The 229-nt window shown below is 44.5% G+C and carries 1 pseudogene; it reads left to right on the plus strand.

Annotation, left to right across the window (positions count from 1 at the left end):
• Positions 1-229, plus strand: a pseudogene (locus tag KVT28_RS27510) (6-phosphogluconolactonase); the annotation flags it as partial.

Consider the following 229-nt stretch of genomic DNA (forward strand, 5'->3'; position numbering starts at 1 on the left):
AAAGCGGGCCAGGCTAGTTTCAACCACGTCGTCACCTTCAACAAGGATGAGTACGTTGGCCTGCCAAAAGAGCATCCGGAAAGTTACCTCAGTTTCATGTACCGTAACTTTTTCGATCATGTTGATATTCAACAGCAAAATATCAACCTTCTGAATGGTAATGCCGAAGATATTGACGCAGAATGCCGTCAATACGAAGAGAAGATCCGCGCTTACGGCAAAATTAACC

It is taken from the genome of Pantoea sp. GbtcB22, assembly GCF_019091025.1.
Classification (GTDB): Bacteria; Pseudomonadota; Gammaproteobacteria; order Enterobacterales; family Enterobacteriaceae; genus Pantoea; species Pantoea leporis.